General features: G+C 64.1%; 22 protein-coding genes. 9 read left to right on the top strand and 13 right to left on the bottom strand.

Features of this window, described 5'->3' with window-relative positions:
* Window positions 1-19: 19 nt before the first annotated feature.
* The 4 genes from I6F16_RS21850 to I6F16_RS21835 form a co-directional block, all read right to left on the bottom strand.
* On the bottom strand, window positions 20-526 hold the full coding sequence (locus tag I6F16_RS21850; RefSeq protein ID WP_036010404.1) for a septal ring lytic transglycosylase RlpA family protein: 507 nt from the start codon (window positions 524-526) through the stop codon (window positions 20-22).
* A gap of 138 nt (window positions 527-664) precedes the next feature.
* Window positions 665-1,186 (bottom strand): hypothetical protein, encoded by a 522-nt coding sequence (locus I6F16_RS21845; RefSeq protein WP_225173986.1) that lies wholly within the window; start codon window positions 1,184-1,186, stop codon window positions 665-667.
* On the bottom strand, window positions 1,183-2,436 hold the full coding sequence (locus tag I6F16_RS21840) for an OpgC domain-containing protein (protein ID WP_063822468.1): 1,254 nt from the start codon (window positions 2,434-2,436) through the stop codon (window positions 1,183-1,185). The genes I6F16_RS21845 and I6F16_RS21840 overlap by 4 nt, the downstream gene beginning before the upstream one ends.
* Before the next feature lie 363 nt (window positions 2,437-2,799).
* A complete protein-coding gene (locus I6F16_RS21835; RefSeq protein ID WP_036010401.1) occupies window positions 2,800-3,420 on the bottom strand; it encodes a TetR/AcrR family transcriptional regulator in 621 nt (206 codons plus the stop codon).
* A gap of 115 nt (window positions 3,421-3,535) precedes the next feature.
* On the opposite strand from I6F16_RS21835, the gene I6F16_RS21830 reads away from it, so the two are divergent.
* On the top strand, window positions 3,536-4,507 hold the full coding sequence (locus I6F16_RS21830) for an alpha/beta fold hydrolase (protein ID WP_225113071.1): 972 nt from the start codon (window positions 3,536-3,538) through the stop codon (window positions 4,505-4,507).
* Between the two features lie 148 nt (window positions 4,508-4,655).
* Here I6F16_RS21830 and I6F16_RS21825 read toward each other — a convergent pair whose 3' ends face one another.
* Window positions 4,656-4,895, bottom strand: coding sequence for a hypothetical protein (locus tag I6F16_RS21825; RefSeq protein ID WP_025036674.1), 240 nt, complete (start codon window positions 4,893-4,895; stop codon window positions 4,656-4,658).
* Between the two features lie 407 nt (window positions 4,896-5,302).
* On the opposite strand from I6F16_RS21825, the gene I6F16_RS21820 reads away from it, so the two are divergent.
* Both I6F16_RS21820 and I6F16_RS21815 read left to right on the top strand, forming a co-directional pair.
* Complete coding sequence (locus I6F16_RS21820; protein ID WP_036010412.1) at window positions 5,303-6,274, top strand: SDR family NAD(P)-dependent oxidoreductase; 972 nt, start codon at window positions 5,303-5,305, stop codon at window positions 6,272-6,274.
* 353 nt (window positions 6,275-6,627) lie between these two features.
* Window positions 6,628-7,740 (top strand): alpha/beta hydrolase, encoded by a 1,113-nt coding sequence (locus I6F16_RS21815; protein ID WP_036010398.1) that lies wholly within the window; start codon window positions 6,628-6,630, stop codon window positions 7,738-7,740.
* Between the two features lie 10 nt (window positions 7,741-7,750).
* On the opposite strand, the gene I6F16_RS21810 is transcribed toward I6F16_RS21815, so the two are convergent.
* Window positions 7,751-8,257, bottom strand: coding sequence for a MarR family transcriptional regulator (locus I6F16_RS21810; protein WP_036010395.1), 507 nt, complete (start codon window positions 8,255-8,257; stop codon window positions 7,751-7,753).
* Window positions 8,258-8,664: 407 nt separating this feature from the next.
* Here I6F16_RS21810 and I6F16_RS21805 point away from each other — a divergent pair, with 407 nt between their 5' ends.
* A complete protein-coding gene (locus I6F16_RS21805; protein WP_109143549.1) occupies window positions 8,665-10,152 on the top strand; it encodes a porin in 1,488 nt (495 codons plus the stop codon).
* Window positions 10,153-10,422: 270 nt separating this feature from the next.
* On the opposite strand, the gene I6F16_RS21800 is transcribed toward I6F16_RS21805, so the two are convergent.
* From I6F16_RS21800 to I6F16_RS21790, 3 genes are all read right to left on the bottom strand, one after another.
* A complete protein-coding gene (locus I6F16_RS21800; RefSeq protein WP_225113073.1) occupies window positions 10,423-10,902 on the bottom strand; it encodes a GcrA family cell cycle regulator in 480 nt (159 codons plus the stop codon).
* A 75-nt stretch (window positions 10,903-10,977) separates the two neighbouring features.
* Entirely contained in the window at window positions 10,978-11,175 is a 198-nt protein-coding gene (locus tag I6F16_RS21795) for a hypothetical protein (protein WP_024341172.1), read from the bottom strand.
* Between the two features lie 200 nt (window positions 11,176-11,375).
* Window positions 11,376-12,317: an acetamidase/formamidase family protein gene (locus I6F16_RS21790; protein WP_225113074.1), complete on the bottom strand. Its 942-nt coding sequence runs from the start codon at window positions 12,315-12,317 to the stop codon at window positions 11,376-11,378.
* A gap of 168 nt (window positions 12,318-12,485) precedes the next feature.
* On the opposite strand from I6F16_RS21790, the gene I6F16_RS21785 reads away from it, so the two are divergent.
* Genes I6F16_RS21785 through I6F16_RS21775 form a run of 3 tightly spaced genes read left to right on the top strand, consistent with a single transcriptional unit; the run spans window position 12,486 to window position 15,279 of the window.
* Complete coding sequence (locus I6F16_RS21785) at window positions 12,486-13,253, top strand: YdcF family protein (protein ID WP_036010382.1); 768 nt, start codon at window positions 12,486-12,488, stop codon at window positions 13,251-13,253.
* Window positions 13,254-13,308: 55 nt separating this feature from the next.
* Window positions 13,309-14,091 carry a DUF169 domain-containing protein gene (locus I6F16_RS21780; RefSeq protein WP_225113075.1) on the top strand — a complete coding sequence of 261 codons (783 nt, stop codon included), beginning with the start codon at window positions 13,309-13,311 and terminating at the stop codon, window positions 14,089-14,091.
* Between the two features lie 9 nt (window positions 14,092-14,100).
* Window positions 14,101-15,279, top strand: coding sequence for a saccharopine dehydrogenase NADP-binding domain-containing protein (locus I6F16_RS21775; RefSeq protein WP_225113076.1), 1,179 nt, complete (start codon window positions 14,101-14,103; stop codon window positions 15,277-15,279).
* Window positions 15,280-15,378: 99 nt separating this feature from the next.
* On the opposite strand, the gene I6F16_RS21770 is transcribed toward I6F16_RS21775, so the two are convergent.
* Window positions 15,379-16,575, bottom strand: a complete 1,197-nt coding sequence (locus I6F16_RS21770; protein WP_225151832.1) for an FAD-dependent monooxygenase — start codon at window positions 16,573-16,575, stop codon at window positions 15,379-15,381.
* Window positions 16,576-16,722: 147 nt separating this feature from the next.
* Between I6F16_RS21770 and I6F16_RS21765 the strand changes: the two genes are divergently transcribed.
* Window positions 16,723-17,199: a MarR family transcriptional regulator gene (locus I6F16_RS21765; RefSeq protein ID WP_050995948.1), complete on the top strand. Its 477-nt coding sequence runs from the start codon at window positions 16,723-16,725 to the stop codon at window positions 17,197-17,199.
* On the opposite strand, the gene I6F16_RS21760 is transcribed toward I6F16_RS21765, so the two are convergent.
* The 3 genes from I6F16_RS21760 to I6F16_RS21750 all read right to left on the bottom strand — a co-directional run bounded on the left by I6F16_RS21760 (window position 17,168) and on the right by I6F16_RS21750 (window position 21,373).
* Window positions 17,168-18,415, bottom strand: coding sequence for an O-antigen ligase family protein (locus I6F16_RS21760; protein WP_225173985.1), 1,248 nt, complete (start codon window positions 18,413-18,415; stop codon window positions 17,168-17,170). The genes I6F16_RS21765 and I6F16_RS21760 overlap by 32 nt on opposite strands.
* 155 nt (window positions 18,416-18,570) lie before the next feature.
* Window positions 18,571-20,121: an undecaprenyl-phosphate glucose phosphotransferase gene (locus I6F16_RS21755; protein WP_225113079.1), complete on the bottom strand. Its 1,551-nt coding sequence runs from the start codon at window positions 20,119-20,121 to the stop codon at window positions 18,571-18,573.
* 118 nt (window positions 20,122-20,239) lie between these two features.
* Window positions 20,240-21,373, bottom strand: coding sequence for a glycosyltransferase family 4 protein (locus tag I6F16_RS21750; RefSeq protein ID WP_225113080.1), 1,134 nt, complete (start codon window positions 21,371-21,373; stop codon window positions 20,240-20,242).
* A 201-nt stretch (window positions 21,374-21,574) separates the two neighbouring features.
* Here I6F16_RS21750 and I6F16_RS21745 point away from each other — a divergent pair, with 201 nt between their 5' ends.
* Complete coding sequence (locus tag I6F16_RS21745; RefSeq protein WP_225113081.1) at window positions 21,575-23,908, top strand: exopolysaccharide transport family protein; 2,334 nt, start codon at window positions 21,575-21,577, stop codon at window positions 23,906-23,908.
* Window positions 23,909-24,037: the final 129 nt, after the last annotated feature.

Raw genomic sequence — 24,037 nt, 5'->3', positions numbered from 1 at the left:
GCCCTTCAAAGGTCATCCGCTACAACACCTCGGCACGAACCTGAGCTACGCCGCGATTCGTAATCCCCAAGCTGCGCGCGGCAGCGAGCGAGAGATCGAGGACGCGGCCACGAATGAACGGGCCTCTGTCGTTGATGGTGACGATGACGCTGCTTCCTCCATGGGTCACGCGGACCTTGGTGCCGAACGGCAGGCTGCGATGCGCCGCCGTGAGGTGATTCCGATTGAATGTCGAACCGCTCGCTGTCTTGCCTTTGGAATATGAATAATAGGAGGCCTTTCCCGAAAAGACTCGATTGAAAGATCGCATGCCAGAGCGATCAGCCGATGGCTCTTGTGCGGTTGGAGGTGGCGCCTCAATCTGATCCTTCTTCGGCTGTTCGGGTCCAGCAGGCGCCGGCTCTGCCTGAGCCTTCGGAATGATGGACCACCGGTCATGGAAATCCTGTGCTGCAGCGCCGTTCGCGTTCAATCCGATCCAAGCAGGGACTGTCGCAATCGCCGCCATTCTGACGAGAAGATGCATTGTCGACCTCGTGAACGATTGAAGATCAAGCCGACAATGCAAGCTCAGAGGTCGCGTTCCTCAAGACGCGCAAAACGGTGATGACATACCGACATCGCGGAGCATAATAATGATTTAATTTGTCAAAATTAAATATATTTAAATATTTAAATTAGCGAGGCGAGTTAGCGCGCGACGACTGACGCGGTCGCGTCCCGGCGGAGGATGAGTGGCGCAAATACGATCAGCTTTGGACGCGAGCAGTGCGATCGTCATCAGGCCAGATGCGAAGCTCAAGAAGCATCGTGCGGAGCTAGATCGCAAGTGCCCTGGCTTGTCGCCCACCCAGCTCAAATACCCCACCACCATCCTTGTCGTCTCGTCCACCAGCACCTTCACCATTTTCTCCGACAGCATCTCGGCTGCGTTCAGCGCCGTGTTGTGCGCGATGGCTTCGATCGTGCTCACGCACATGAACGCTGCGAGCGCGGGGTCGAGCTTGCGCATCTCCTTCCGGTGACGTTCGAGATAGGCGCGCACGAGGGCGTGGATTTCGTGGCTGTAGGCCTCGACCTCGGCGAGGTGGCCGGAGCGGGGGATCTGCTCGGCGAGGACGCGGTGCAGATTCGGGTCGATGGAATGGGCCTCGATCGCGATCTTGACGGCCGGCGCGGTTGTCAAACTTCCCTTAACGGCTGCTGCTGCGTACCCGTCCCGCAAGCGACCTGCGGCACCGTTCCGGCGGCGCGCACTACAAGATGCTCGAGGGGGCCGGTGCTTTCCGGCGCCCTCTTTCCATCCACCGGACTCTCATGTGAAGGTTTCTCTACTCGCTTTGACCAGGATCTGTAGTAGGCAACCGCCGTCATGATCGCGATTCCCGCAGCTCCGACGAGCAGTTGAGCGAGGATGCCGTTCCCTGCCAACTGCAGGATGAAGTACCCGATGAAGGCCAGGAGAATGCCCACACAGAACACTTCGAGGGACTGCTGGCCGCACTTTACCAGGGGTCGCAAGATGGTGGCTTGTAGCCCGCGCGCATCGATCGGTATGAACCGGGCACCAAGGATAATCAGCACCATCAAATGAAGATAGCGGTAGGGCGCCAGATTGGTCTTGTCGTTGGGATTGAAAAGCTCGAACAAGGCAGGCGCAAACAAGGCCCGGAGCTGAGGCTGGTGAGCAGCTAACGTCATGATCGCCGCAAAAATCAAATAGGCAACCGCAACAACCAGCACGAACCTGGACCGCAGCAAGAAATGCAGACGCCCCGCACCGGTCAACGCGAGCCATGCGCCCGTAACAAACAGAAGCTGCCACGCCAGCGGATTGAAGTACCAGCTTCCCGACGGATAGGAAGGCAGGTTCCAATGGAATTGCCGCGCAGCCAGATATAACAGCACCGACCCGATCATGGCGGCGTCGGGAAATCTCAACATCAACCAGAGGATCGGAGGAAACAGGCCCATCAAGACGACGTACAGCGGCAGCACGTCCAAATTCAGAGGCTTGTATCGCAGCAAAAGCCCCTGCGTCATCATCTCGATCGGCGCGCTAGTGACCGGTCCGGCGTTGAACAGATCGATCAGATCAGGCGCGTTGAACCTCTCCGACAGGAAATGGATGAAAGCCAGGTAGATCATGAATAGCACGATATGGGCGGTGTAGATTTGCCATACGCGCCTGAAGAGCCTGCTCGTTCCGAACACAAAGCCTCGCTCCATTTTTCGGGTATAAACGAGCGCCGAGGTGTAGCCGGAGATGAACACGAACAGGTCGGCCCCGTCGCTGAATCCATAATTTCGGAACGAACACCACACCAGCACTGTGCCGGGCACATGGCCGAGAAACATCGCCCAGTTGGCGAGGCCGCGAAACAGGTCGAGACGCAAATCACGTTGCGGTGGTGGCAGCGCAAGCGCGAGCTTCATTCTGCTTTCCGTCGTGTCACGATTCACGATCGATGTCCGCGCCCCGGCACTCCGCCGGGATCGCTCACGCTAGATGGCAGGCATACAACACCCATACGAGATGTTGGCGCGCTGAGGCCAGCGGGATATTGACCTGAGTCAAGCGGCCCGCCGAGAGCCCCGGTACTATGCATGGTAACTTGGTCCCGAACAAACGCGTGCGCTTTGTGTCATCGGGCCTGGCGAAGTGGGCGCTTCCTCGATCCGTCGTGTTCGGACATTACGGTGACAGTGCTGGACTGCATTCTGGCGCCTCTCAGGGCGCAGGACGCTGCCTCATCCAAATGGGCGCGCTGTCACCGATTTCCGTAATCTCAGGCTCCGCTACCTCAAATACCCCACCACCATCCGCGTCGTCTCGTCCACCAGCACCTTCACCATCTTCTCCGACAGCATCTCTCCGTTCAGCACCGTGTTGTGCGCGATGGCTTCGATCGCGCTCACGCACATGAATGCTGCGAGCGCGGGATCGATCTTGCGCATCTCCTTGCGGTGGCGTTCGAGATAGGTGCGCACGAGGGCGTGGATTTCGTGGCTGTAGGCTTCGACTTCCGCGAGGTGACCGGAGCGGGGGATCTGCTCGGCGAGGACGCGATGCAGGTTCGGGTCGATGTGGTGGGCCTCGATCGCGACGGTGACGAGGCGGTGCACGGCCATCTCGATCGGCAGGTCGGCGACCTCCGCGAAGGCGGCGCGGACGACATTCATGATCGCATCATTGTGGCGATCGATCACGGCGGCGACGAGGGCCTCCTTGCTGGGAAAATATTGGTAGAGCGAGCCGACGCTGACGCCGGCGATCTCGGCGATGCGGTTGGTACTGGCCTTCTCGAAGCCTTCCTTGACCAGAATGCGAGCAGTTGCCTCGACCAGCGCGTCGACGGTGGCACGGGATCGCTCCTGCGAGGCATTTTTCCGGGGTGTTGTGGACGGTTTGCGGGCCACGGACTTGTGATCTGAATGCGAGTAGGAAAAGCGAGTGAATGCTCGCATTATATCGACCAATGGCGGCGGGTCGGCAACCCTCTTCGTCGCCGGGTCGAAACATGGGGATGTGGCGATGAGCGTTGCGAGACTTGTATCGGCCTTCCAATTCTGTCCGGGCGGCTGCGTATTCGGCGCGCGGGCGCCGCGCGATCCAGCACCAAGCCTGCAAAGCCGGGCCTTCAACCTGCTGCTGCGGCAGCTTCCCTACAAGCAGCAGCTCGCATCCGCCGAGGCGGTGCTGGCGCGTGTGCAGAAGCTGGCGCTGGCGCCGGCCTCTCACGAGCCGATCGGGGTCGGCAACGTCGAGGTGACGCTGACCAAGATGGGCGGCTGGCCGGTCTACTACACCGAGCCGGCGTCAGGCCACGAGGGCTGCAACTACGTCATGTTCCTGCATGGCGGCGGCTACATCAACGAGATCGCGCCGGCGCATTGGCGCTTCATCGGTGAGATGACGCGCAAGGCGCGAATCTGCTGCGTCGTGCCGATCTACCCGCTGGCGCCGCGGGCGACCGCCAAGGACGTCGTGCCGGCGACGGCCGAGCTGCTGCGCATGCTGCTGGAAGACGCTGGCGATGCAAAAGTGACGGTCGTCGGCAATTCGGCCGGCGCTGGGCTTGCGCTCGCCGCCTGCCAATGGCTGCGCGATCGCGGTCATCGGCAGCCGAGCCGGTTGCTGCTGATCTCGCCCGCGGCCGATGCCTCGGTCGGCCGTCCGGAGCAGGTTGCGATCGCGGCGCGCGATCCGATCCAGGATATTCCGGGCATCGTCGAGGCGGCGCGGCTCTATGCCGGCGAGCTTGAGGTCGGCCATCCCTTCGTCAGCCCGCTCAACGGCGGCTTCCACGCGCTCGCACCGATGACGATCTTTTCGGGCACCCGCGATCTTCTCTATCCCGACAGCGTCGATCTTGCCGCAAGGGCGAGGGCGGTGGGCGTGCCGGTCGAGCTGCATCTATTGCGCGAGCAACCGCACAACTTCGCGCTGATGCCGACGCCGGAAGGACGGCGGGCACGCGCGATCATCTTGCGTGAAGTGGCTTAGAGGGAGGGCGTGATCATTGTCACAGAGCGCCTGCCGTGATCGGTCTGGCGCTGTGTCCGCGCGGAGGGAATAAGCGGCCCCCGGGCGTTTCCTCTTGGATTGAACGTTCTGGTATCCGTGGTCTCGGTACCAGTGGTTTTGCGGGGCCTTAGGCGTGGCCCTTGATCTCATAGTGACCCGGCACGCATTTGTAGCGCTCGAGGCGCCAGTTCGCGTGATAGATCGGATGCTCACCCATCCACTTCGCGAGAGGCGCTTGTGCGCCGATCGCGCACTGCATCAGCGAAATTTCGGGTGTCATGTTGCTGTCGGTCACGATTTCCTCGACGCAACTGCCTGAGCTGGCTGCGCCCAGCCGGCAAAGCACGGCAACGACGGTCACGAACATTCCTATCACCTCGTTGGTTGTTTCTGACCACGAAGAGGATGCAAGCGGAGTGCCAGAGCCTGTGACACGCAAACAACACGCTGGCCTGGCCGACTCAATCCAGCGTCCACCCCCATTTGGCGATTCGGATTGTAGAAAAATTGCCATTAACCCGAAGCCGGACAAATACGGGGAACCCGCTGGAAAATACTCAGGAATGATCGATTATCCGGGCCGTGTCGCCTATGAGCCACTTCACAAGGCCCGCGCGCAACATCGCGCGTAGTCCGCCCGCCGAAATTACCGAAGGCGAAGAGGGCAGCGCACGGCTTTTACCCGCGGATGTCGCGCTGCTACAGTTTGCGCGCGCCGCGGTCAGCGGCGCCGTGACCAAGAAACACACCGACAAGGGGAGGGACCGAAGTCCCATGAAGGATTTTGCTGGAAAGATCGCAGTCATCACCGGCGGCGGCACGGGCATGGGGCGCGAGCTCGCGCGGCAGCTCGTGGCCGAGGGCTGCAACGTCGCCATGTGCGACGTCTCGGAGGCCGCGATGGCCGAGACCAAGCGGCTGTGCGAGGCCGAGAAGCTGCCGCAGGGGCTGCGCGTCACGACGCACGTCGCCGACGTCGCGATCGAGGACCATCTGAAGCGTTTTCGCGATGAGCTCGCCGAGCAGCAGCAGACCGACAGGATCCATCTGTTGTTCAACAATGCCGGCATTGGCGGCGGCGGCAGCCTGTTCACCAACACCCGCGAGCAATGGGAGCGCACCTTCAACATCTGCTGGGGCGGCGTCTATCTCGGCGTGCGCACCTTCCTGCCGATGCTGGTGGCCGCGGACGAAGCCCACATCGTCAACACCGCCAGCGTCAACGGCTTCTGGGCCTCGATCGGCATGAACCAGGCGCACACCGCCTACAGTGCGGCCAAATTCGCAGTGAAGGGATTCACCGAAGCGCTGATCAACGATTTGCGCCTGCATGCGCCGCACGTCAAATGCTCGGTGGTGATGCCCGGCCATATCGGCACCTCGATCGTCTCCAACTCGCGCAAGGTGCAGAGCGCCGACGGCTCGGAGCGGCTCAATGCCGATGAGGTCGCGCTGACCCGCAAGCGCATGGTCGCGGCCGGCGTGCCGGATGCCGACGGGATGTCGGACGAGGACATCCAGGCGGCGTTCGCCGAGCGCGCCCGCAGCTTCCTGGAGGATGCGCCGACGACGGCGGCAGAAGCCGCCAAGATCATCCTCGACGGGGTCAAGGCGGAGCGGTGGCGCATTCTGGTCGGCGAGGACGCCAAGCTTCTCGACGAGCGCGTGCGCGCCGCGCCGGAGCAGGCCTATGACCGCGCCTTCTTCGAAAGTTTTACGCAGGAGGTCGGCTGGCGGCTTGGTTGAGGCCGCTGCCGGGGCGCCCACCCATCGCACCCGAGGAGGCACGTCAGCGCCGTCTCGAAGGAGAGGCGTGCGCGCACGCCGCCGCCAGGGGTCATATTCGTTAGCGCGCCAACGAGGCGCGCTAATATGGCTATGATGGTCGTCATGGCAAGAGATGCTCGGACAATTCTATGTGTCAGCTGCTGCCAATGTTCGTCGCGCACTATGAGCTGTTGGAATGTCACCCATCCGTCATGACGATGTTCAAGCGATGTTGATCTCACATGCCTGTAATGACACGCGCGCCGGCTTGGTCGGCGACTTGAAATGGTTTAGTCAATCGGGGTAACGCGACGATTAGAGCGTAGCTCCCAATGATGCCCGCCTGCCTCTCCGACGACTGGACCTTTTGCCCGGAGCGAGAGGACATTTCAGCTGAGTTCACGCGGCTGCTCGCGGCGGCCCAGGAGGGCGGCGCCACGATCGCGGAATGCCTGATGATCGCGCGGCAGCTGAAGCGCGGCGACGACCGCTCCTGGCACCGCGAGTGGAAGAAGCTGGCGCAGACCAATCGGCAGCGCGCGGAGACCGCGTTCGCGGAGGGCCACCGCGCCAGTGCGCAGCGCAATTGGCTGCGCGCCATGAACTATTATGGTGCCGCAGCGATGCCGCTCGATCCCGCCGACGAGCGCCGCTGGGTCGCCGTGCTGGCCATGCAGGAATGCGCGCGCCGCTATCTCGCCGCGCGCAGCCCGGCCGGCGAGGTGGTGACGATACCCTGGCTCGACGGGCACTCGCTGCAGGGATACTTCCTGCCTGCGCCATCGGGGAAGGAGCCGGCGCCGACCGTGATCTGCATCGGCGAGCCCGGCCACCGCAAGGAAGAATTTCTGTTCAAGCTCGTGCCGCACGCGCGCGAGCGTGGCTTCTCGATGCTGGCGCTCGACCTGTTCGGCGACCAGCGCGACGATTTTCTCGAGGCGCTATTGCGGCGCCAGGATCTCGAGAGCGCGATCCCCGGCGTCATGGATTATCTGGAGATGCGGCAGGACGTCGATTTCGCGCGGGTCGGGATCATCGCCGATGGCTGGGGCTCGTCCTTCGTGGCGCGCGCGGTGCTGCAGGAGCCGCGGCTTGCCGCCGCCGTCTGCGACGGCGGCCTGTGGGATCTGCACGAGCGGGCCTTTTTCGCCAGCCGATTCGCGATGAGCGACGTCAGCATCGTCCCTGTGCCGCATGCGCCGCTGATGGCCTCCAGCGCCGACTGCCCGGTGCTGATCACGCTCGGGGAGGACGGCTGGCTCAAGGCCGACCGGGCGCGTCAGCTCGTCCGGAATTCCCGGCTCGGCAGCTCGGATGTCACGCTGAAAGTGTTCACCGCGGCGGAGACCGGCGCCGCGCAGGCCCATGCCGACAATCCGAGCCTTGCCAACGAATATATATTCGACTGGCTGGAATCGCGGCTCCGTGGCGCGGGGCGGATCTAGCGGCGAGCCGTCAGAGGTCCAGGCTGAGGCGGACGCAGGCCTTTTCCAGCCGGGTCTTCAGCGTCGCGAGCTTGGTGGTGAATTCGGCGAGCTCGGCCTCGTCGAACTCCTGGAAGACGAATTCCTTGATGGTCTTGTACTGCTCGTTGAGGCTCGCCAGGTGCTTCTGCGTTTTCTCGGTCAGGGATAGCCGGACCACGCGCGCGTCGGTCGGCGAGGGGCGGCGGCGCAAAAGGCCCTTCTTCTCCAGCAGCTTGGACTGGGTGGTGACGAAGGACGGATCGACGTGGAGGAGCTTGGACACGACGTTGACCGGAATGCCGTCGTCCTTGTCGAGGTCCGAGATGGCCATCAGGATCAGCCATTGCGGTCCGCTGATGCCGAGCGTCCTCGCCCAGAACTGACGCAGCTCCTCGAGATACATGTTGATCGACGATATCTCCCAGGTGAATCGCCTGATGATATCCAGGTTGCCGATGGTGCGCAGGCGCGCGCCTTCCTTCCTCGTCGCGGACACAGCGTCACTCCCGCAAGCTGATTCTCTTTCCGGCTCATTTTCGGCGGGCATAGTCCACGCAACTCTGCTCTGACGCAAGTGCAGAGCAGGGTAATGGTGTCACGAAAACTACAAATATGACCCGATCAGGCTTTTTGGCTCAACACCGCTGTTGCGTTGCGGCCACAGGGTTAGTGAAACCACAAAGCTGATCTAATAAACTATTTTGATTAACGGAACGGCGCGGGCATATTGATCCCGACGGTGGGGGGTTCTCGATCGTCCCGTTGCAGGTGGTTCGCTCACGTCCCTCGCGAATGCAGGTACGTCCGAAAACGCGAAGCGGCCGAGCGGATTTGATGAAGAGACGGGGATCTGGGGGGCCTCACGGTCCGGTCTCCGTGAAATGAGCAACTTGGAGGTTTTAAATGAAAGTGGTGAAGAGCCTTTTGCTCGGCACTGCGGCGGGACTGATCGCCGTTGGTGGAGCTCAGGCGGCTGATCTTCCGGTCAAGGCCAAGGCAGTCGAATACGTGAAGATCTGCTCGCTCTACGGCGCGGGTTTCTACTACATGCCGGGCACCGATACCTGCATCAAGTTTGGTGGTTACATCCGCGCTGACATGCTTCTCGGCGGCGGCGGCGACTATGGCTTCAGGAACAGCTCGAGCAGTGTGAACGGCGGGTCCAACAACCGTCTGACCAACTACTACTACAGCCGCGCTCGTCTGGACTTCAACGTCGATACCCGCACGGCGACCGAATACGGCGTTGTTCGCACCTACGCCGACCTGGTCGTCAGCTACGACTCCACGAACGTCACCGGCAGCAACCCGTCGGCGTTCTCGACCAGTTCGGCCTCGCTCGGTCTCTACCATGCGTTCATCCAGTTCGCGGGCTTCACCTTCGGCCGCACGGTCTCGATCTTCGACGCTCCCTGGCAGAGCTATCCGGCCGGCGGCCCCGATACCCTTCCGGGCGGCTCCAACCACGTCAACGGCGTGAACCAGGTTGCCTACACGGCTGACTTCGGCCAGGGCATCACTGCTTCGTTCGCGCTGCAGGACGAGACCTCGGCGAACAATGGTCAGTCGAACCTCTGGAACGTGTCGTCGGGTACGGCGGCGCAGTTCGTGACCGGCGTCTATGGCGCCAGCGCCTGGGGCGGCACGCGCATGCCCGAGGTGATCGGTCAGGTTCGTGTCGACCAGGCCTGGGGTCTGGCGCAGATCTCGGTCGCGGCCCATGAGCTGCATTCAGCCTATTACGGCGCGACTGAAGTCACCGGTCATCCCTCCGACAAGTGGGGCTGGGCCGTGCAGGGCGCCTTGTCGATCAAGAACATCCCGACCGGCGCGGGTGACGTCATCAACCTGCAGGCCGTCTACACCGATGGTGCGACCCGCTACAACTTCCAGAGCCTGTTCCCGCAGAGCTTCTTCATGTTCAGCGGCAGCGGCAACGGCGCGTATCAGAGCACCGGGTTCGCCGGTCTCGCCGACGGCGTGTTCGGAACTGGTACCGGCATCGATACCGTCAAGACCTGGGGCTTCCGTGGCGGCTATACCCACAACTGGAGCCCGAACTGGGCCAGCGCCATCTACGGTGGCTACGCCCAGCTGAAGTACGGCAACACGGGCAAGGCCCTGATCTGCACCAACTTCGCCGCAATCGGGTTGGCCGGTTCGACCTGTAATCCGGACTTCAACTTCGCAGTGGTCGGTGTGAACACCGTGTGGACCCCGGTCAAGGGCCTGGCGTTCACTGCCGACTTGAGCTGGTCGCGTCTGGACCAGAAGTACTCCGGCTTCATCGCGAGCCCGGGCATTGCCAGCGCTGCGAAGCCGGCGGCCGTGTACGAGCTGAAGGACCAGGACTCGGTGAGCATGCTGCTGCGCGCTCAGCGCAACTTCTGATCCTCGATCCCGCAAATCGATCGGAGACCCCCGGCGGGAAACCGCCGGGGTTTTTCATGGGCAAGAGTTTCGGAAAATCGAATGCCGTTGCGGAACACGAAGGCGAGCCATGCGATTCCGTCGTGTCAAACTTATTTACTTACTTGAGCTACTAAGCTATATCACTGCCAGCCAGATACGAAAGTTGCGGCTCTTAGCTTCATGCTAAGCCTCCAGAAACCTCCGGCGATGCCCCGCCGGAGGTTTTTTGTTGTCCAGATGCCCGCAACATCAGCCGCGTATCACGCGGGTGCGCGCCGGCGGCCGGTAGGCGAGGCGGCTGTGGCCGGCGCAATAGGGCTGGCCGTCCGGCGCCGTGTTGCCGCAGAAGCAGAAATCGGCTGCGCCCGGCGTCGAGATCGGCCAGCGGCAGCGATTCTCCGACAGCTCTAGCAACGAGCAGCGGTTGGCCTCGTCGATCGGGCCGGCAAACACCGGCGCATCGGTCTCGCCATAGAGCGTGGCGAGCATCTCGTATTGCAGCCGCGGCACGGCCTTGCGCATCCGCGCCGGCGCCAGGCCTTTGTCCTGGACCTTTCGGTCGTCGACCGTCCGGCCGCGCGTCAGATTCAGCCGCGACAATTTGCCGATCACCGCGTTGCGGCTGACGCCGATGTCGGCGGCGATCTCGCGACAGGAGAGGCCGGCCTCGAAGTGCTGCTTCAGGAGTTCGATTCGTTCGTCGGTCCAGGTCGGTGAGAGAACAGGCATTTGTCGGCGATCCCAGGTTGCAGATGTCGGCCATCCGCGGTCTCGAGATCCGTCCGCCTCACGTACCGAGCGCGCTCACGTCCTGCCATTGTCGCGGATCGACAGAAGACCGTCTTTGATGGCGAGACGGATGCCTTCCTCGATCAATGTCCGTGCGACGCCGGGAACGCTGGTGCCGTGGGTGCCCTGTCTCACCAGCTTCTCCAGATACGCGATGGTCGAGAGCGCCAAGGTTACGGGAATGCGGTCAGTCTCGGCTTTTTCGGTGGCCATGGCCCGAACGCTAGCCTCTTACTCGGGTACATAAAAGTAACGATTAAGACTCTATTTAGGTTGGGGGGTGGAAGTCAAATCAGCGCTGGGGCGGAAGCTCACGTGATTGGAATCGCTTGAGAATCGGACACATCACGACGCGCCGCCGGGAAGACCGGGCGGCGGCGTGATGTCGGCAGGTCAGGAAAGGGCGCGGCGGCTCAGCCGTGCACGATCGCCTTTTCGATCATGCAATGGATGCCTTTGGCGCCGTTGACGGTCTGGGTCACCCGGAGATCGGCGGCGAGGCTGCACAGCGTGTAGGCATCCTCGCGCGACAGATTTCGCGTTTCGCCGAGCAGCGCGATCATGTCGCGGAGCGCGCGCACCACGCATTGGTCGAGATCGGGGTCCATCGCCATGGTCATGTAATGCGTCGGCGTCTCGGCGCGGGGGTAGTCGAGCTTCAGGTCCTTGCGCAGCGTCAGGCGGAAGCGGCCCTGCAGCGCGGTCTCGATCGCGGTGACGCAGACCTCGCCGTCGCCCTGCACGCCATGGCCGTCGCCGCAGGAGAACATTGCCCCCGGCACGAACACCGGCAGATACAGCGTCGCACCTGCGCCGAGCTCCTTGTTGTCGAGATTGCCGCCCATCGCGCGCGGGATCAGCGAGGAGATGCGGCCCCAGGCTGGCGGCGGCGATACGCCCATCACGCCGAAGAACGGCTTCAGCGGCAGGTCGAGGCCCCACGGCATGCGGCCGACCATCCTGGTACGGTCGAGCGGAATGTTCAGGATCCGCGTCTTGTGGAAATCGTCGGGCAGGGTGCCGGACAGCGGCTTGATCATGTTCCAGCCCCAATCCTGCCGGAGCTGCACGTCGAGGATCTCGACCGCGAGCACGTCGCCGGGCTCGGCCCCTTCGACCGCGATCGGACCGGTGAGGATGTGGCCCGGCAGCATGCGCTCGTTTTTGGCATGAACCTGGTGCATCTCGGGCGGAATGTGAAACCTGTCGCGATCAGGCAGCATGTCGGGACCGCCGCTGATGGTGTCGACCGTCACCTCGTCGCCGCTGGCCACGGTGAGGACGGGCTCGAGTGCGGCTTCGAAGAAGCCCCAATGGCAGGTTTCGGGGCTGGAATGCAGGTGATGATGGGTCATTTGCCGCGTCCGGTTGGTTTGATCGGTCCGGGCTTGACCCGGCGATCGATCCTCTTTCAAGAAGGATTTCCGAACAAGGCCGTGCCGACCAAGCCCGCGCATGGCAGGCACGATCATTCCAGCGAGGCTCCTCTGTTTTTCGCTCTTTCCAAGACCATCGGCGTCGCGCTGCTGCCGATCAATCTTCTGGTCGAGCTCGGAATTGTGTCTGTCGTGCTGATGGCGACGCGCTTTGCCGCGTTTGGCCGCCGGCTTGCCGTGACCACGCTGGTGCTGCTGGCGCTCGCGGCGTTCTCGCCGCTCGGCAATCTCTTGATCTACCCGCTGGAGTCGCGCTTCCCGGCGTGGGACGCCTCGCGCGGCGCGCCCGACGGCATCATCGTGCTCGGCGGCTCGGTCGACACCGATCTGTCGGCGGCGCATCGCACGCCGGTCGTCGCGCACGCGGCCGATCGTCTGTTTGCGCCGGCCGAGCTTGCGCGCCGCTACCCCAATGCGCGCATCGTCTTCACCGGCGGCTCCGCGAACCTGGTGTCGAGCGAGGCCAGGGAGGCCGACTATTCCGCGCCGATCCTGGAGAATCTCGGCATCGCGAAGGACCGCCTGATCCTCGAGCGTAACTCCCGCAACACCTGGGAGAATGCGATCTTCACCAAGCAATTGGTATCGCCAAAGCCCGGCGAGCGCTGGCTCCTGGTGACGTCGGCCTTCCATATGCCGCGCTCGATGGGAATCTTCCGCAAGGCCGGATTTGACGTCGAGGCCTATCCGGTGGACTGGCGGATGGGAGGACGTGAGGATCTATTCTCCTTCACCAACATGGGCGCGGACGGCTTGAGACGAACCGAAGTTGCGGTGCGCGAGTGGATCGGTCTTACCGCTTACCGTCTGATGGGCAGGATCTCCGAGTTGCTTCCGGGACCGGGCAGGGACTAGAACAAAGCCGCAAAACAAGAATACGCGGCGCACCATCGCCGGCGCGGAGGAAGCCATGCAACAGCAGAGTACGGGCAGGATCGACCTTGCCGGCCTCGTCGCCGATCTCAACAGCCTGCTGCGGCTGAAGACGAACGTGATCGGCATGAAGCTGTTCGCGAGCGTCGCAGAAATGGAGGCGATCCCGAAGATCCGCCGCCCGAACGCAATTCACACCACCGATCAGATTGTCAGCATGGCTGCGCGCCTGGGCTGGACCGTCGGCATCACCGCCGACGATCTCGTAGGCGCCCAATGCCGCGCGGTGATCGGTCTTGCGCCGCAGGACGAGAAATGGCTCGCCGGCGAAAACTATGTCGGGGTCTGGCACGGCACGGCGGAGGACGCGCGCAAGCGCCAGGCGGCGCTGGACGTGGTTCCGTTCGGGCACTATCAGGCGCTCGCCGTCAGCCCGCTCGCGAGCGGCCGGCTCGATCCTCCCGATATCTGCCTCGTCTATGCGACGCCGGGGCAGATGATCATCCTGATCAACGGGCTGCAATATACCGGCTACAAGAAGTTCGAATGGGGCGTGGTCGGCGAGACCGCCTGCGCGGATTCCTGGGGGCGGGCGCTCAAGACCGGGGAGCCCAGCCTGTCCTTGCCATGCTATGCCGAACGGCGCTATGGCGGCGTGCCGGACGAGGAGATGCTGATGGCCTTGAAGCCCTCGCATCTCGCCAAGGCAATCGAGGGCATGAAGGCGCTGGCGAAGAACGGCCTGCGCTACCCGATCCCGCCCTATGGCATTCAAAGCGACGTCCGTGCCGGCATGGGCGTGAGCTACGCGAAGAAGTAAAGGCCGATCATGAGCTCTGCGAAATTCGACATCGTCGTCTACGGCGCGACCGGCTTCACCGGCCAGCTCGTCGCCGAATATCTGGCGGCGCATTACAAGGACGACAAGGCGCTGAAATGGGCGATGGCGGGCCGCAGCCTCGACAAGCTGAAATCGGTGCGCGATGCGATCGGCGCGCCGGCCGACACGCCGCTGATCGTGGCGGATGCGTCGGATGCGGCGTCGCTGAAGGCGATGGTGGCGCAAACCAAATCGGTGATCACGACGGTCGGGCCCTACCAGTTCTACGGCGAGGACCTGTTAGCTGCCTGCGTCGCTGCGGGTGTGGATTATTTCGATCTCTGCGGCGAGCCGGTCTGGATGCGGCAGATGATCGACAAGTACGAGGCGGCGGCCAAGGCGAGCGGCGCGCGTATCGTGTTCTCCTGCGGCTATGATTCCGTGCCGTTCGAGCTCGGCACCTTCTTCGTGCAGGAGGAGGCAAAGCGCGTGTTCGGCGCGCCGGCCCCGCGCGTGAAGGGCCGCGTGCGCGACATGCGCGGCACGCTGTCAGGCGGCACCGCGGCGAGCGCGAAGGCGACCTTCGATGCCGTCGCCAAAGACCTCAGCCTCGTCGCCATCCTCAACGACCACTTCGCGCTGACGCCTGATTTCACCGGCCCGAAGCAGCCCAAGGGCAACAGGGCGGTCTTCGAGGAGGACCTGCAATCCTGGGCCGCGCCGTTCATGATGGCGCTGATCAACACCCGCAACGTCCATCGCTCCAACATGCTGATGGGCTTTCCCTACGGGAAGGACTTCGTCTACGACGAGATGGTGCTGACTGGCCCCGGCGAGAAGGGCGAGGCCAACGCCAAGCGCGTGATGGCGGCCAATGCCGAGAAGACCGGCCCGAACGCGCCGAAGCCGGGCGAGGGGCCGTCGAAGGAGGAGCGGGAGAACGGCCTGTTCAACCTGCTCTATGTCGCGATCGCCCCCGACGGCCGCATGGTCCGCGCCGGCGTCACCGGCGACCGCGATCCCGGCTACGGCTCGACCTCGAAGATGATCTCCGAATGCGCCATCTGCCTGCTGCGCGATGCGAGCGACGTTCCCGCCGGCTTCTGGACGCCGGGCGCAGCGATGCAGCACAAGCTGATCAAGCGGCTGCAGGACAATGCCGGGCTGACGTTCAAAGTGGAGAGCTAGGTTGGCTCTCGTAGGGTGGGCAAAGGCGCAACGCGCCGTGCCCACCATCTCTCGGTGGTGGGCACGCTGCGCTTTGCCCACCCTACGGCACCGTCTCTGTCACACCGCCCTGGCATCATACGCGTACATGAAGTCCATGCCCTTGGCACCCAGCGGCAGCAGCCATTTCAGCATCTGATTGCGCATCCAGGCGCCGGTGGCGCTGAACTCGCGCTTGCTGTTGCCGTTGCGGCGGGCGATCGCGACGATCTTCTCGGTGCGCGGGCGGCGCTCGGCCTCGAAGGCCTGGAAGGTGGCGCCGAGCTCCTGGCCCTCCTGCATCAGCCGCGCGAAGCGCAACGCGTCCTCCAGCGCCAGCGAGGCGCCCTGGCCGGCATGGGGGCTGGTCGCGTGCGCGGCATCGCCGATCAAGAGCGAGCGCTTGCGCGACCAGGTAGGCAGTGTCGCGACGTCGAGCGTGTCGGTGACCACGATGTTCTCGGCCGCTTCGATGATGGCGGGGATCGGATCATGCCAGCCGTGATGGAAGCTGCGCAGATGCTGCTTCAGCGTCGCATGGTCGAGCGCGCGGAACGTCGCCGCGTCCATGCCGTGCGCCGGCTGCGTGCTCCACCACATCACGCCGTCTTTCGGATCGGAGCTGCAATAGCCGTAGCCGAAGAAGCCGCTCTGTCCGAAGGTCGTTTCGACGTGCTGGCCGCTGGATCTGCCGTCGAGCACGGCATGCGGCACGAAGCCGCCGAAGCCGATCAGGCCGGTGTCGAACGGCTGCGGGCCGTCAGGCACCACCTGGCGGCGCACGACCGAGTGCACGCCGTCGGCGCCGATCAGGAAGTCGCCTTCGGCGGTGGTGCCGTCGGCGAAGTAGGCGATGATCGGCTGGTCGCCGCGATCCTCGATCTTGATCAGGCGCTTTTCGAAATAGAGCGAGACAGAGGCGCACCAGGCCTTGTCGATCAGGATCTCGTTCAGCGTGGCGCGCGCGATGTTGACGGCCGGCTGGCCGAAGCGCCGCGCCAGGTCGCGGTTGATCGAGCCGAGCTTCTCGCCGTCCTGCGAATAGAAGTCGAAGGCTTCCGCGACCGATCCGTGGCCGATCAGCTGCTTCGCCAGCCCGATCTCCTCCAGGACATGCATGCCGTTCGGTGCGATCTGCAGGCCGCCGCCGATTCCTTTCGAATAGGGCCAGGCCTCGTAGATCGCGGATTCGATGCCGGCGCGGCGCAGCAGGATCGCGGCGACGGGGCCGGCGATGCCGGCGCCGATGATCAGCGCCTTGCGGGGACGGTGGGCCATGGCTTGCTCCCGACGTTTCCGTGGTGCTAGGAGAAATTACGGTCACTAATTATCTTAGTGACTAAGATATATATTGCCTAAGAGATGAGGTGGGCCTTGTCAAGGACGAAGGCGCGCGCTGCGCTGCTGCAGGAACTCGAGGACGCCATGCGCAGGTCCTCCGCGCAGGGCGTGCTCTACGGACAGACCGTTGCCAACGTTGCCGGAATTGCCAATTCCGATCTCGAATGCATGGACATCCTGTATCTCGAAGGCCGCGTCACGGCAGGGCGGCTCGCCGAGGTCACCGGCCTGACCACCGGTGCCATCACCGGTGTTGTCGACCGGCTCGAAAAGGCGGGCCTGGTGCGGCGCGAAAGAGACGAGAAGGATCGTCGCAAGGTCTTCATCACGGTCGTGCCGGAGGCGATCGCCGGCCTCGGCCAGTATTACGTGCCGATGCAGCAGGCGATGGAGAACGTCTGCAACGGCTATTCCGACGAGGAATTGCGGCTGCTGCTTCGCTTCTCCAATGAAGCATACAAGGGCACGCTCGCGGCGACCGAGGCACTGAAAGGTCTGCTCGACACGCCGCCGGAAAAGCGGCCGGATCTCAAGCTGAAGAAGCGCCCTCGCCGGACCTGAGCTTGTAGGCTTGCGCGGCTGCGATCATCCCCCACACTGCGCCCAGCATCATCCAGAAGTGCCGCCAGTGGTCGGTGTCGATCACGAAGCTTTCGCCGACGGTGCCGAGGAAGGCGGAAAAGATCGCGAGGTAGGCGCGCCGCCACGGCACACGGATGAAGACGTGGCGGAAACCCATGATGACGGTGGTGAACACCAGCGCGGGATAGCACACGCCGGAGAGCCAGCCGCCGGACATGAAGGCGTTGAGGTAGGAGTTGTGGGTGTCCTCGGGGAAGTAGCGGTTGAATTGCAGTGGACCGATGCCGAACGGCAGATCGAGCGCCATCTCCGCACCCAGGATGTGCCGGCCGAACCGGCCGAAGCGGCCTTCGTCATAGCTCTGGCCGAAGCTCGCGCGCTGCTTGAACATCTCCGCCGTGGAATCGAACGACAGCAGCACGGCGATCAGCGCGAGGCCGAGCACCGCGGCGACGATCGCCATGATGACGATGCGCGAGCGTTGCGCGTTGGTGCGGCTGGTCAGCACCATCAGCGCCAGCATGAAGGCGGAGGTCAGCACCAGGCCGCCCCAGGCCGCACGCGAGAAGGCGAGCAGGATCGCCAGAGACATGATGCCGAAGGCGATGACGTTGCGGAATGCCTTGGCCAATTTATCGGAGACCACGCTCTGAAGCGCGAACAGCGCCGGCAGGATCAGGTAGGCGCCGAGCACGTTCGGGTCCTTGAAGGTGCCGCGCGCGCGGCCGTAGAGCGTCAAGAGGTCGTTGCCACCGGGAACCAGGTGGAAGTAGCCGGCGATCGCCAGCAGCGAGGCAATCATAGCGCCGACCACGAGGCCGCGGCGCAGCATGTCGAGCCGGGCCTCGGTGTCCTCGGAGATGACCATGGCGAAGAACACCACGGTCACCGCCATGTACCAGGAGGTCGCGATCCAGCTCACCACCCCCGTCCGCTCGTACAGCGGAATCGCGCTGATGGTGTAGCCGACATTGAGCAGGATCAGCGTCAACAGCAGCGGCATCAGCACGAGCCGCAGCCGCAGCCCGGTGGCGAAAAAGGCGACGGTCGCGAGCAGGGTCGCGATCTCGTAGGGGCTCGGCTCGATGAAGACGATGGCGCCAGAGGCGCCGACCAGCCACACCAGCGCGCGCTGCAACGCCAGCACGCCCGGTGCGGCTACGTTCACTCCACCGGCTGTCGCCGCATACGCCATCACACGCTCATACGCTTACGCAACTCATGCGCCACAACACAGCCGTCATCGCCCGGCTTGACCGGGCGATCCAGTACTCCGCGGCGCCTATCGTGGAAACCACTGGCGCTACGGAGTACTGGATGCCCCGCCTACGCGGGGCATGACAGAGAAACTCAATACGCGTTCTCGTTCTTGGTCAGCAGCGAGATCGGCGTCTTCAGGAGAATGACGAGGTCGAACAGCACCGACCAGTTCTCGATGTAATAGAGGTCGAACTCGACGCGCTTCTGGATCTTCTCTTCGTTGTCGATCTCGCCGCGCCAGCCGTTGATCTGGGCCCAACCGGTGATGCCCGGCTTGACGCGGTGGCGGGCGAAATAGCCGTCGACGGCCTCGTCGAACAGTCGGCTCTGTAGCTTGCCCTGCACCGCATGCGGGCGGGGGCCGACCAGCGACAGATTGCCTGAAAACACCACGTTGAAGAGCTGCGGCAGCTCGTCCAGGCTGGTCTTGCGGATGAAGCGGCCGACGCGGGTGACGCGCGGATCGTTCTTGGTCACCACCTTCGAGGCGGTCGGGTCGGCCTGATGGTGGTACATCGAGCGGAACTTGTAGACGTCGATGCGCTCGTTGTTGAAGCCGAACCGCTTCTGTCGGAACAGCACCGGGCCGGGGCTGTCGAGCTTCACCGCGAGCGCAACCAACGCCATCACCGGCAGGGCTGCGAGCAGCGCAAGGCTGCCGACAATACGGTCGAACAGCCATTTCATCACCAGGTCCCAATCGGTGATCGGCGCCTCGAACACGTCGAGCGTCGGCACCTCGCCGAGATAGGAATAGGAGCGGGGCCGGAAGCGCAGCTTGTTGGTGTGCGCGGAGAGGCGGATGTCGACCGGCAGCACCCAGAGCTTCTTCAGCATCTCCAGGATGCGGGTCTCCGCCGAGATCGGCAGCGCGAACAGCACGAGGTCGACGCGGGTGCGGCGGGCGAACTCGACGATGTCGTCGACCTTGCCGAGCTTGCGCGCGCCGGCGCAGGTGTCGAGCGCGCGGCTGTCGTTGCGGTCGTCGAACACGCCGAGCACGTGGATGTCGGAATCCTCCTGCGCCTTCAGCGCCTCGACCAGCTGCTCGCCGTTGCTGTCGGAGCCGACGATGATGGTGCGGCGGTCGAGCCGGCCCTGGCGCGCCCAGGCGCGGACCAGCGCGCGCAGCACCAGGCGCTCGGCAATCAACGCGGCGAGTCCGAGGAAGTAGAAGGCGGCGAGCCACAGCCGCGAGATTTCGCTGCCGAACTTGGCGAAGAAGGAGATGCCGATGAAGAGCAGGAAGACGAACGACCAGGACGAGATCATCCGCGTCATCTGCCGGAGCTGACCACGGAACAGCTGCACCTGGTAGATGTCGGCAGCCTGGAAGCAGACCACGGCGGCGATGGCGACGGCGATGACCTCGGCTGGATAGATCCAGCTGAACGCCCCCGCGAGCGGCATGACGTAGCCGAGATAGATTGCGATGCCGACGAGGCTCAGCAGCGCGAAATCGGCAAGGCGCACGAAGCCGGCGATCACGATCGGCGAATAGGCGCGGGCGACCTTCTGCTTGACTACGTCGAGCGCGGCAGGCGAGAGCCGGCGACGGCGCTCCACGAAGGGCTGGTCAGCAGGCTTTGCCGCAGCGCTGGCCGCGGCATCGAGCATCGAGCGTGCGTTGAGCGGTTCCACGGGCGTTCACGTCCATTCCAGAACCCGCGGCACGGCATTGCGCGCCCGGGCAAGCATACCCTGGCGCTTCGATTATCGAACAAATCGGAAGATTCTCTAAAGCTGGACTTAAGGATGGTTAATGATTGGCAAATGCGTCGCGATAGCCGGCGAGCACGCCCTCGACCATCGCGGCTTGCGAGAAGTGCGCCGAGATGCGCTCGCGCAAGGAAAGTGCGCGTTGCGCGGTGGTTTGCGGATCGTCCAGCGCTGCGGCGATCGCCTCCGCCATGGCCTCGGGATCGCTCGGGCCGAACAGTGCGGGGCTGTCGACGCCCAGGATCTCGGGAATGCCGCCGATCTTGGATGCGATCATCGGAATGCCCGCGGCCCCGGCCTCGATCACGACATAAGGCATGGAATCGCCGCGCGAGGGGACGACGAGCAGCCGCCCCTTGGAGAAGCCGTAGCGCGCCTTGACGTGACCGATGAAGCGGATGGCGTTCGCCAGGCCGAGCCGCTCGACCTGCGCCTTCAGCGCGGCCGTCTCCTCGCCGTCGCCGCCGAGCGTGAGCGTGACCTTCTTGCCGCCCTCGTGCAGGCGCGCCACGGCATCGACCAGCAGGTCGGCGCCCTTGATGTGCCTGAACTCGCCGACGTAGCAGAGGTCGGTCGCATCTTCGGCGGTTATGACCGGCTCGAATTCCTCCGGCGTCACGCCGTTGAAGACGCAATGCACCACGCCCTTGGGCATGCCGACGATGCGCTGATAGGTGTCGCGGGCAAAGACGCTCTCGAACAGGAACAGGTCCGTCGAGCCCATCAGCGCGCGTTCGAGCCGCGCGTAGAACTCGCCCTTGAAGGTGTTGAGCGGATAATGCAGCGAGCCGCCATGCGGGGTGTAGATCCGGATCGTGTCGTCCGAGCGCCGCCGCATGCGGATGAAGGCACCGGCCTTGGCGCCGTGGCCGTGCAGCACGTCGGGCTTGAGCGTGGCGATGAGCCGCCGCATGCGGAGCCATACCAGGACGTCATCGGGCGACGGCTCGCGGCGGATCGCCATGCGGTGGACGCCGAGCTTCAGGCGCGGCGCAAGCTCGGTCAGCGCCTTGTCGGCGCGCTCGCCGCCGGTGAGGCTGTCGGCGAGGATGCCGACATGATGGCCGCGGTCGACCTGGCCGTTGGCGACGTCGAGGATGTGGCGGAAGATGCCGCCGACCGGAGCGCGCACGGCGTGAAGGATGCGAAGCGGCCGGTCGGGAGAGGGGGGCATGATCAAAACCAGCTCGACGGCGACTTGCCGAACAATTCTCGTGAAAAATCGAGATGGATTAAGGGGCCTCGTGGTTAACAAACGGTGACGGGTCGACGTGCACAAGGCGCGGGTCGTCACGATTAACCCAGCGGCAACCTTAATGGAGTGTAATCGCCCCGGTTGAGGTAGAGTCGCAGCATTGCCCTGCGGGAGTGTTCGATGCGTTTAGCGTTCTGGCGTGCCGGCAAGGACAAGGCTGTGATCGCGCGGGCCGTCGCGAAGTCCAAAGGCGAAGCTGCGCCGAAGAGCGAAACGAGGGCCGAAAAACGCGAAGCGGAAGCCGAAAAGATCGAAGCCAAGGTTGAGGCCAAGATCGAAGCGAAGCCCGCGCCTGTCATCGCCAAGCCTGGGCAGGTCGAATCCGGCGACATCGACCTGCACGCGCTCGGTGCGGCCCTGGCGCGCAAGCGCGGCTGGGTCATCGTGCCGACGGTGCTGGCGCTCGTTGCCTCGCTCGCCATCGTCAATCTCGTCACGCCGCGCTACAAATCTGAAACCCGGATTCTGATCGACGGCCGCGAGAACGTGTTCCTGCGTCCGAACAGCGACCGCACCGAGGAGCGGCAGGCGCTCGATGCCGAGGCCGTCACCAGCCAGGTGCAACTGGTGCTGTCGCGCGATCTGGCGCGCGAGATCATCAAGAAGAACAAGCTCGCCGAGCGCCCCGAATTCGACCCGGTGTTGCAGGGCATCTCGCCGCTGAAGTCGCTTGCCGCGCTCGTCGGTATCGTCCGCGATCCGTTCGCGATGACGCCGGAAGAGCGCGTGCTCGATTCCTATTACGAGCGACTTTCGGCCTACGCCGTCGACAAGTCGCGCGTGATCGTGGTCGAATTCCAGTCCGCCGATCCCGAGCTCGCCGCGCGCGTCGCCAACTCGATCGCCGACGGCTATCTCGTGCTGCAGCAGGCCGCGCGCCAGGAGCAGGCCAAGAACGCCAGCCAATGGCTGGCCGGCGAGATCGAGAGTTTGCGCAAGAAGGTCTCGGACGCCGAGGCGCGGGTCGAGGACTTCCGTTCCAAGTCCAGCCTGTTCGTCGGAACCAACAACACCACGCTGTCGAACCAGCAGATGGGCGAGGTCAATACCCAGCTCAACAATGCGCGCTCGATGAAGGCGGATGCGGAATCCAAGGCACGGCTGATCAAGGAGATGCTCCAGAGCGGCAAGCCGATCGAGGCGTCCGAGGTCGTGAACTCCGAATTGATGCGCCGGCTGTCGGAGCAGAGGGTGACGCTGCGGGCGCAGCTCGCCGAGCAATCGTCGACGCTGCTCGGCAATCATCCCCGGATCAAGGAGCTGAAGGCGCAGCTCGGCGACCTCGACAATCAGATTCGAGACGAAGCCGCCAAGATATCGCGCTCGCTCGAGAACGACGCCCGGATCGCCAGCGGTCGGGTCGATGGCCTCACCGTGAGCCTCGAGCAGCTCAAGAAGCAGGCGGCCTCCACCAACGGCCAGGACGTCCAGCTCCGTGCGCTGGAGCGCGAGGCCAAGGCGCAGCGCGATCTGCTCGAGACCTATCTCGCCAAGTACCGCGAGGCCAACACCCGCGAGACCATCGACACGGCGCCGACCGACGGCCGCATCATCTCGCGCGCCATTGTCTCGAACACGCCGGCCTATCCGAAGAAGCTGCCGATCGTGCTGATCGCAACGATCGCAACGCTGCTGCTCTCGTCCGGCGTCGTCGTCACCGGCGAGCTGCTGCGCCAGACCGCGCCGGGCGCGGCAATGGGCTCCGCGCAGACGCCGGTGCGCGAGGAGCCGCTGGTCGTTCAGCGGGCCATCGAGCCCGTGGTCGACAGGGGCGGCGAACCAATGCTCGATCCGGTGTTGGCGGAGCCCGCGCCGCTGCAGCCGGAGATGGCGGCCGATTTGGATACGAGTGAATTCGCCGAAATCGAGCGTCTGGCCGACGATCTGCGTGCCGCGGGCGCTGCGGCCAAGAAGGTTACGGTGCTCGGCACGGCGCCGGGCGACGCCATCACGCTGTCGACGCTGACGCTGGCGCGGAACCTGGCGCGCGATGCACGCGTCGTCGTGGTCGATCTCGCCGCCTCCTCGCCGACCATTGCCGCAGTCTCCGCCGATGCGCAGGCTCCCGGCCTTGCCGAGCTGATGCAGGGCGAGGCCTCGTTCGCGCAAGTCATCACCCGGGACAAGCTGTCGCGGCTGCATCTGGTGATGGCCGGCCGTCCCGGCTTCGACCGCAGCCTGCTGCAGTCGCCGCGCGTCGCACTCGCGATCGACGCGCTGCTGCGGGCTTACGATCACGTGCTGATCGACGCCGGCAGCGCCTCGGACCTGCCGGCCGACCTGTTGACGGCCCATGCCCGCGCCGTCGTGGTGCCCGATGCGTCGATGGCGGCGGATGCGCGCGCGCAGATGTGCGAGCAGCTTAGAGCCGTCGGCTTCAGCGCGGTGGCGATGCTGAGCAAGCCGGTGCAGCCGTCCGATGCCGCCGAGACGCCGCGCGTGGTGGCGGCGTAGGCTTTCTTACCCTCTCCCCTTGTGGGAGAGGGTGGCTCGCCGCGTTAGCGGCGAGACGGGTGAGGGGTATCTCTCCGCGAGTTCACCTTTCCATTCGAGCTCGCGGAGGCATACCCTCATCCGGCGCTT

Origin of the sequence: Bradyrhizobium sp. IC4060 (assembly GCF_020193715.1) — a bacterium.
GTDB lineage: Bacteria > Pseudomonadota > Alphaproteobacteria > Rhizobiales > Xanthobacteraceae > Bradyrhizobium > Bradyrhizobium yuanmingense.
The sequence above is the reverse complement of the archived record's forward strand: the minus strand, read 5'-3'. Positions and strand labels throughout refer to the sequence as shown.